The 7877-nt window shown below is 65.7% G+C and carries 7 protein-coding genes, 1 tRNA gene and 1 pseudogene; 8 read left to right on the forward strand and 1 reads right to left on the reverse strand.

Annotated elements, in window-relative coordinates:
• Window positions 1-18: 18 nt before the first annotated feature.
• From THIARS_RS09555 to THIARS_RS09585, 7 genes are all read left to right on the forward strand, one after another.
• A complete protein-coding gene (locus THIARS_RS09555) occupies window positions 19-1086 on the forward strand; it encodes a serine/threonine protein kinase (RefSeq protein ID WP_094160510.1) in 1068 nt (355 codons plus the stop codon).
• Window positions 1083-2009, forward strand: coding sequence for a PP2C family protein-serine/threonine phosphatase (locus THIARS_RS09560; protein WP_094160511.1), 927 nt, complete (start codon window positions 1083-1085; stop codon window positions 2007-2009). Before THIARS_RS09555 ends, THIARS_RS09560 begins: the two co-directional genes overlap by 4 nt.
• A 6-nt stretch (window positions 2010-2015) precedes the next feature.
• Complete coding sequence (gene rph, locus THIARS_RS09565; protein ID WP_094160512.1) at window positions 2016-2744, forward strand: ribonuclease PH; 729 nt, start codon at window positions 2016-2018, stop codon at window positions 2742-2744.
• Window positions 2741-3409: an RdgB/HAM1 family non-canonical purine NTP pyrophosphatase gene (gene rdgB / locus THIARS_RS09570; protein WP_094160513.1), complete on the forward strand. Its 669-nt coding sequence runs from the start codon at window positions 2741-2743 to the stop codon at window positions 3407-3409. Before rph ends, rdgB begins: the two co-directional genes overlap by 4 nt.
• Window positions 3406-4701 (forward strand): radical SAM family heme chaperone HemW, encoded by a 1296-nt coding sequence (gene hemW / locus THIARS_RS09575; protein ID WP_094160514.1) that lies wholly within the window; start codon window positions 3406-3408, stop codon window positions 4699-4701. Before rdgB ends, hemW begins: the two co-directional genes overlap by 4 nt.
• Before the next feature lie 64 nt (window positions 4702-4765).
• Window positions 4766-4853: transfer RNA gene (locus tag THIARS_RS09580), tRNA-Ser, on the forward strand.
• A gap of 159 nt (window positions 4854-5012) precedes the next feature.
• Window positions 5013-5240 carry a helix-turn-helix domain-containing protein gene (locus THIARS_RS09585; RefSeq protein WP_094160515.1) on the forward strand — a complete coding sequence of 76 codons (228 nt, stop codon included), beginning with the start codon at window positions 5013-5015 and terminating at the stop codon, window positions 5238-5240.
• A gap of 219 nt (window positions 5241-5459) precedes the next feature.
• On the opposite strand, the gene THIARS_RS09590 is transcribed toward THIARS_RS09585, so the two are convergent.
• Window positions 5460-6518 (reverse strand): hypothetical protein, encoded by a 1059-nt coding sequence (locus tag THIARS_RS09590; protein ID WP_141202369.1) that lies wholly within the window; start codon window positions 6516-6518, stop codon window positions 5460-5462.
• A gap of 979 nt (window positions 6519-7497) precedes the next feature.
• On the opposite strand from THIARS_RS09590, the pseudogene THIARS_RS09595 reads away from it, so the two are divergent.
• A pseudogene (locus THIARS_RS09595) lies at window positions 7498-7758 on the forward strand (transposase); the annotation flags it as partial.
• Window positions 7759-7877: the final 119 nt, after the last annotated feature.

Consider the following 7877-nt stretch of genomic DNA (forward strand, 5'->3'; position numbering starts at 1 on the left):
CTGCTGCTTTCCCGCGCTATGTCCAAAGCCAAACCCGCACCCCTCGAACCCGATACCAAGGTTGGCGGCTACCGCATCCTGCGCAAGTTGGCCAGTGGCGGCTTTGGCGTGGTGTATCTGGCCCTGTCGCCCGATGGTCAGCGTGTGGCCATCAAGGAATATCTGCCCGCTTCCCTGGTGGATCGCGCCCCGGGCGAGATGGTGCCGGCGGCCCACCCCGAAAAACTGGCCCTGTACAGGCTGGGCCTGAAGAGTTTTTTCGAGGAAGGCCGGTCACTGGCGCAGATCTCGCATCCCAGCGTCGTCGGGGTGCTGAATTTTTTTCGCGAGAACGAAACCGTCTACATGGTGATGAATTACCTGGAGGGTTCTTCGCTGCAGGAGTTCGTCATCACCGCGCGCGAACTCAAGCGCAAGAAAATCTTCCGCGAATCCACCATCCGTTCGCTGTATGACGAGATCCTCCAGGGTTTGCGCGTGGTGCACCAGCACAAGATGCTGCATCTGGACATCAAGCCTGCCAACCTCTTCATCACCGATGACGACAAGCCGATCCTCATCGATTTCGGCGCAGCGCGCGAAGTGCTCGGCCAGCAGGACAAGCGTTTTCGCCCCATGTACACCCCCGGCTTCGCTGCGCCCGAAATGTACAAGCGCGATGCGTCCTTCGGTCCGTGGACGGACATCTATGCGGTGGGCGCTTGCATCTACGCGTCCATGACGGGCTATCCGCCTTACGAGGCCACCCAGCGGTTGGAAAAGGACAGGCTGCCCATGCAGCTGTCCAAGCTCCGTGGCATTTACTCGGACAACCTCATTGAAATCGTCGAATGGTGCATGTCGCTGGATCCCCTGGCCCGGCCGCAAAGCGTGTTCAACCTGCAAAAGGAGCTCGGCGCGGAGAATCCGCGTCGCTACACCCAACTGACACTGAGCGAAAAGCTGCGCATGCAAATCGACGAGCTGGTGCACGATACAAAGTCCCGTGTGGACAAGGCCAAGCAAGCCACGCGCATGGGTGCCACCCGTTTTGGCCAGCTCGGCGCGGGGCGTGAGCGGGCGCAAGCCGGGCGCGACAAGCCATGAAATTTTCCGTCTATCAGGTCAGCCGGCGCGGCGCACGTCTGGCCAATGAAGATCGCATGGGCTACTGCTATACCCATGACAGCGTCTTGCTGGGTCTGGCCGATGGGATGGGAGGGCATCCCCGCGGCGATATGGCGGCGCAGCTGGCGCTGCAGACCATCGCCGCCATGTTCCAGCGCGAGGCCAAGCCGGCGCTGGATGATGTGCGCGCCTTCCTTCGGCGCGCCATTCTCGCGGCGCACGAGCAGATTCAGCGTTATGCCAAGGCCCATAGCCTGAGTGATTTCCCGCGCACCACGGTGGTCTTGTGCGTGCTTCAGAAGGGCGTGGCGCAGTGGGCGCATGTCGGCGATTCGCGCCTGTACTACCTGCGCAACGGCGCTTTGCTGACCCGTACGCGCGACCACTCCCACGCCGAGCAGCGCATGTTGCGCGCGGGCGAGGGCGCGGCGCTGGACGCAACGCTGGACGGTGGCGCGGTGAACCGCAACGTTCTCTACACTTGCCTGGGTTCTCCGCAGCTTCCTTTCGTCGAAATCGGCGTGCCGCAGTCGCTCAGCCCGGGCGATTTGGTGATGCTGTGTTCCGACGGCTTGTGGAGCCAGTTGCCCGAGGCCACCATCGTGCGCCTGCTCAGCGAGCGCGTGCTGTCCGATGCCGTGCCCGAAATGGTGGAGCTGGCCCTGAGGCAAAATGCCGCCGAATCCGACAACGTCACCGCGCTCGCCATGGAGTGGGAGGCCGAGGCCGAGCGCGATACCACCCAGGGCGTCAGCACCGAGGGCATCAAACCCGGCGTGTTCGCCTCGACCTTTCAGTCGGGCTTGCCCGACATGCAACCTGACGAACTCGACGACGCCGCCATCGAGCGGTCGATCGCCGAAATCAACGAAGCCATACGCCGCGCCGCGGCACGAAAGTAAACCCCCATGTCCTTACCCCGTTCCGACGGGCGCGCAGCCCTCGCGCTGCGTCCCATCCATTTTGTCCGCCAATTCACCTGTCATGCCGAGGGCTCGGTTCTGGTCGAGTTCGGCCGTACGCGGGTGCTTTGCACGGCCAGTGTCGAGGAGCGCGTGCCGCCCCACCGCAAGGGCACCGGCAAGGGCTGGGTGACGGCCGAATACAGCATGCTGCCGCGTTCCACGCATACCCGCAGCGAACGCGAGGTCAAGCGCGGCCGGCCGCAGGGCCGCACCGAGGAAATCCAGCGCCTGATCGGGCGCAGCCTGCGCAGCGTGTTTGATTTCGCCGCCCTGGGCGAACGCCAGATCGTGCTCGACTGCGATGTCCTGCAGGCCGATGGCGGCACGCGCACCGCGGCCATCACCGGCGCCGCAGTGGCGGCCTGGGATGCCTGCACCTGGCTGCAGCAGCGCGGGCGCTTGGCGCAGAACCCCATGCGCGAACTGGTGGCTGCCGTCTCGGTGGGTTTGCTGCGGGACGAGACCCTGCTCGACCTGGCCTACGAGGAAGACTCCTCCTGTGACTGCGATATGAATGTGGTGGGCACCGCCTCGGGCGGCTTGGTGGAGGTGCAGGGAACGGCCGAAGGCGAACCGTTCCAGCGCCGACAGCTTGACGCGCTGGTCGATGCGGCGCAGGTGGGCATCGCGGAACTCATCGGCTTGCAAAAGCGAGCCCTCGGCCTGGAATGAGCGGGGTGGAGTCCGCTCCGTATGGCCTGGTCCTGGCGACCGGGAATCCGGGTAAATGGGCGGAATTCAAGGCCCTCTTGTCGGCGCTGCAGCTCGATTTGATCTTGCAGTCCGACCGCGGCGTTTCCGCGTGCGACGAGCCTCATGCCACCTTCGTCGAAAACGCGCTGGCCAAGGCCCGGCACGCTTCCCAACACACGGGGCTGCCCGCGTTGGCCGACGACTCCGGCTTGTGCGTGCGCGCCCTGCATGGCGCTCCGGGCGTGCGTTCGGCACGCTACGCACAAGCCTGCGCGGCACGCGCCACGCGCGAGATTCAGGATGCCGCCAACAACAGCTTGCTGCTCGACAATCTGGCTGACGTCGCGGACCGCCGCGCCCACTTCGTCTGCGTGCTGGCCGCCGTGCGCCGAGCCGACGACCCCGAGCCCCTCATCGCCCACGGATGGCTGCATGGGCAAGTCGCCACGGCGGCAGCCGGCGAAGGCGGTTTCGGCTACGACCCCCTGTTCGTTCTGCCCGCCTCGGGCCTGACACTGGCGCAATTGCCTGCCGAGCAGAAGAACCGCATCAGCCATCGTGCCCGCGCCGCGGGGCAGATGCAGCAATTGCTGCAGGCGTTCTGGGGCGTTCTTCCATCCGGCGCAGCGTCCGGCTCGGCATGAGCGCGCGCGACATCCGCATACACAGGGCATCCGAGCCGGCGTCTGCGGCGAAACTCGAAGACGCCGCCGCCCGTCTGCCGCACTACATGCGCGCCGGAACCTTGCAGCTTCAGACCCTGCCGCCTCTGGCCCTGTACGTGCATCTGCCCTGGTGTCTGCGCAAGTGCCCTTATTGCGACTTCAACTCGCACGAATGGCGCGGCGCGCATGCCGAGTTTCCCGAGCAACGCTATGTGCAGGCCCTTCTCGCCGACCTCGATGCCGCGTTGCCCCTCATTTGGGGCCGGCGCATCTCCAGCGTCTTCATCGGCGGCGGCACGCCCAGCCTGTTTTCGCCCGGCGGTATCGACGCCATGCTGGCGCAGATTCGCGCACGCGTCGGCTTGGCACCCGATGCCGAAATCACCCTCGAGGCCAATCCCGGCACTTTCGAGCGGGACCGTTTCGCGGCCTATGCCCAGGCCGGCGTCAATCGCCTGTCCATTGGCGTGCAGAGCTTTGACGATGCCCAGCTGCGCTCGCTGGGCCGCGTGCATGACGCCGCGCAAGCGCATGCCGCAATCGAGGAAGCCGCGCGCGTGATGCCCAGCTTCAACATCGATCTCATGTTCGCCCTGCCGGGCCAGACCCTCGACCAGGCGCTCGGCGAAGTGCGCCAGGCGCTGCGTTATGCGCCGCCGCACCTCTCGCTCTACCAACTCACCATCGAGCCGCAAACACCGTTCGCGAAGCGCCCGCCCGCCAATCTGCCCGACGCCGATCTGGCGGCCGACATGCAGCAAGCCATAGCCGATCTGGCCGGGGGCGCCGGACTGGACCGTTACGAGGTTTCCGCCTACGCCCGAGCTGGCCATCTCAGCCGGCACAACCTCAACTACTGGCAGTTCGGAGACTATCTCGGCATCGGCGCAGGGGCGCATTCCAAGCTCAGTTTCGCACACCGCATCGTTCGCCAGGTGCGCTGGCGCCAGCCCGAGCGCTACATGCAGCAGGCCGCACAGGGCGCCGCAATCGAAACCGAGCAGGAAGTCGCGCGGCGCGAACTGCCCTTCGAATTCCTGCTCAACGCGCTTCGGCTGCGTGAAGGCTTCGCGCCCGAGCTTTACGTGCAGCGCACCGGCCTACCCCTCTCCTCGCTGCGGACAGGCCTGCAGCAAGCCATCCAACTCGGTCTTTTGACCGAAACGCCCGATCGCATCGCGGCGACCGTGCGCGGCTGGGAGTTGCTCAACGAAGTTCTCACCTTGTTTTTGCCGGCTCCGGCGGCATTGCAGACCCCACAGGGTGTTTAGGCCGTCTGCGGTCTTCCCGCCCGAGTCTCGCCGCACACTGTCTCGCCTACAATCCGCAGGCTTCGGAAGCGTGGCAGAGGGGTCGATTGCACCGGTCTTGAAAACCGGCAACGGGCAACCGTTCGTGAGTTCGAATCTCACCGCTTCCGCCATATAAAAGCCCGAGCCCTTGAAAAGCTTGGGCTTTTTATTTTATACGTCTACTTGTCATCAACCTTGTCATCAATTTAGATCGGCCTGGGAAATTGTTTTTCGGCGCTTGCTGTGTCTCGCATACCCGCCTGGCGCGGGGTTTCGCGAGGCATCCGTCGATGGACAAAAACCCAACACTCTCCTACCCGGAGGTTCTTCTTTCCAGCACCCAGGTCCAGCAGATGCTGGGCTTGAGCCGCACCAGCGTGTGGCGCCTGACCCGTCGAGGCGTGCTGACGCCCGTGCACATCGGCGCCGCACTGCGCTTTCGGCGCTCCGACGTGCTCGCGATGATGCAGGTCGGCACCATCCGGCATTCCTCGGCAGCAAGCCGTTCAAGCGGTTGAGGCGCAGTGGCTGACCGACGGGAGCGTCGTCCCCGGGACGGCGCTCGCGGCGGGCATGCGACTCGGCCGTGGCAGGCAGGGGCGCTGACCCGCATGAAATTCCAGCATTGCAGCAACCTGGGGATTGCACGTTCTGCCATCAAGCAGAAAAAAGTGCACAAGGGTGCGGAATCGGCGTGCTTGATCGCGCGGACGGCAACTGCCGCCAGGCTTTTCGCCTCACCGCAAGCGCCAGGTGTGCTCGGGCTGGACCGAGTCTTCCCACTCGGCCAGCACATCGTCTTCATAAGCGCGCTCAACATCCCACGCCTGCGCGTCCTGGTCCCGCTCGAGCCGGGCTTGCACCGCCTGGTCCAGTTCCTCCTGGGGCAGGTCGCTGGCACGCCTCGGCGGCCGTGCCAGTGCAGCGCGGTGTTCCTCGCGCGACAAGACTTCGATGGACACCCTGGAGGAGGGGAAGAGCCCGATCGACTTCCGCTCGCTCGGATGCCTCCGCAGCCGGACGCTGGCCGTGCGCATCGTCAGCGGCACCTCGTCGCGTTCCAGCGCGGCGCGCCAGCTCCTGGCGAAGGCTTCGCGGGTGCACAGAATCCGCAGCTCGTGCTCGTCGCGCAGCTGATCTTTCCACGCGCAGCAGCAGTAGTCCTTCTCCATGTTGCCCTTGGTGCTGTTTTCCAGCTCGACGTACACGCGAACCCACGCATCGTCGCGAGTCGCGCTCGGACGCAAGAACACGCAGTCGGCGACCCGGGTTCCCGGCTTGCGCGCCACGCGCAGCAACTCCCGCGTAGTCAGCATGCGCTGGAAACCCGGGAGCGCCACGCTCTCGGCACCCCAGCTCGCCCCCTGCTCGCGGATTTCCAGGGCGATGCGCTCCTGCAGGAGCACGTCGTGCTCGAGCGTGGTGACCCGGATGCGCTTGACCAGGTTGATGTCGGGGTGCGTGTCATCCAGCAGCAGGGCCGCGAAGCCGCGCCTGATGGCTTCCTCCTTCAGGAAGCCAATCACCCGGATTTTCTCGAGCAGCCTTTCCAGGTGCTTGATCCCCTCGGCCGTGATCAGCGCCAGGCTGTGCACGTAGGCGTAGGGGTTGCGCAAGAGTTCGCGACGCAGCAGCCCGGCACGGATCAAGCGCGGCTGGGTCTGGCGGTTGGTCAGGACGGCGAGGGTCGGGCTGGAGCTGTAGCCCCAGCGGCCGACCCAGGCCAGCGCGGCAGCTTCCTGCACGATGCCGATTTGCCGCGAACGGCGCCCGAGAGCGCTTCCGAGTTGAGCCATGATGACCTCCTTTGGTGGTGGCTGCATGGCTGTGACAGGAAGCGGGCGATTTTTAAAGCGGGGAATGGATCGGTGCGTTACTGGCGCGCAGGGTTGCGTGGGAAGCTGGTGCGTTACTTGCAGGCGGCAAATCGCCCACGCGTCGGGATCGCCGAAGGTCTCCGCGGGCGATGCCCGCTGCGCAGGTCCTTCCGGGCGCAAACCCGCATGCCGCCTGGGGCGGCAGGCCTGGACGGCCCCCGTTGGGTGCGGCTTTGCTCGGCGCCTGGACGGCGCCGCCGGCGCGGCCCTTTGCCCTTCGCTCGCGCTGCTCGCTGCGCGCGCACCTGCGGTGCGTTTGCGGCCCCCGCGCTGGCGCGCGGTTGCCAAAAAACCTACCCCGCGTTTAGCCTGCGGCTGCACTCTCGCCTTCCCCACGCGCCGTGGGCGCGCGGGTGCCCGCGGCGAGGGAGTAGCTTTTTTGGCAACCGCGCGCCAGCACGGGGGCGGGGCTGTTCGCCCCCCGACGACGACCGCCGCGCTGGGGCGCAGCTTGCTCCCCTGTCTCCAGGCGCTTGCCAGCGCCTTCCGCCAGTGTCCGCATCGTCGTCGGCCCCCCCCAGGCCCTCGGCGTGGCCTCGGGCGGTCTGCCCTGGACGGGCAGCCCCCGCTTCGCGGCTCCCTGACGGCACGCAGCGTGGCTGGTGGGAAACGGGCGTCGGTAAACGCACGGCGGTAGATCCGCCAAACTAGGCACTGGCCCCGGCTTGTGGCAACGACATTCGGCGTATGTCGAAGCGGCGGCTGCACTGCCGCAGGCAATGGCCGTCGGCATTCCCCTGTCGCCCGGAGGGTCCCAGGTCATGACGACGTATACAACTTTCATGAACGGTTTTCTGTGTGCCTGGCGCGACCGTCAAGCGAGGGTCGTATGAATGTTGAAACCGCGTGGTGGCTACGCCTCGCCATCCCTGGCAGCTCCACCTCGGACGATGACAACCCGCATGTGGCGCGCAACACGCGCCGTACTGGTGGCAGCGCGATCGACGGGCACACGACGCGGCACGGCGGCTACGCGACGAGCCAGCGCCGATGCAAGTGCATCGAGCAATGTTTCGGCTGGGGCAAAACGATCCGCCCGATCCCCCAGATTATGGTGCGCGGCCTGGACAAGGTCGACCAACTGCTGATCCTGACGATAGTGGCCTACAACCTCACGCGGATACGTTCCCTGGCCGCATTGCGTCCCCAGTTCGCGTGATGCGTGGAAAAACCATGGAAATGGCCGCCCCTAATGCCAGCGACATGTCAATTCTGGCCGGAATCTGGCTCCCTGCCCAGAAATTGAGCAGCGGGTGAGCGCCATCATGCGATTCCGAA

It is taken from the genome of Thiomonas delicata, assembly GCF_900088825.1.
GTDB lineage: Bacteria > Pseudomonadota > Gammaproteobacteria > Burkholderiales > Burkholderiaceae_C > Thiomonas_A > Thiomonas_A delicata.

What these genes read in the sequence shown, in the direction of transcription:
- rdgB (WP_094160513.1), top strand. Translation starts at nt 2,741, where the DNA reads ATGAGCGGGGTGGAGTCCGCTCCGTATGGCCTGGTCCTGGCGACCGGG.
- THIARS_RS09555 (WP_094160510.1), top strand. Translation starts at nt 19, where the DNA reads ATGTCCAAAGCCAAACCCGCACCCCTCGAACCCGATACCAAGGTTGGC.
- THIARS_RS09590 (WP_141202369.1), bottom strand. Translation starts at nt 6,518, where the DNA reads ATGGCTCAACTCGGAAGCGCTCTCGGGCGCCGTTCGCGGCAAATCGGC.
- THIARS_RS09560 (WP_094160511.1), top strand. Translation starts at nt 1,083, where the DNA reads ATGAAATTTTCCGTCTATCAGGTCAGCCGGCGCGGCGCACGTCTGGCC.
- THIARS_RS09585 (WP_094160515.1), top strand. Translation starts at nt 5,013, where the DNA reads ATGGACAAAAACCCAACACTCTCCTACCCGGAGGTTCTTCTTTCCAGC.
- rph (WP_094160512.1), top strand. Translation starts at nt 2,016, where the DNA reads ATGTCCTTACCCCGTTCCGACGGGCGCGCAGCCCTCGCGCTGCGTCCC.
- hemW (WP_094160514.1), top strand. Translation starts at nt 3,406, where the DNA reads ATGAGCGCGCGCGACATCCGCATACACAGGGCATCCGAGCCGGCGTCT.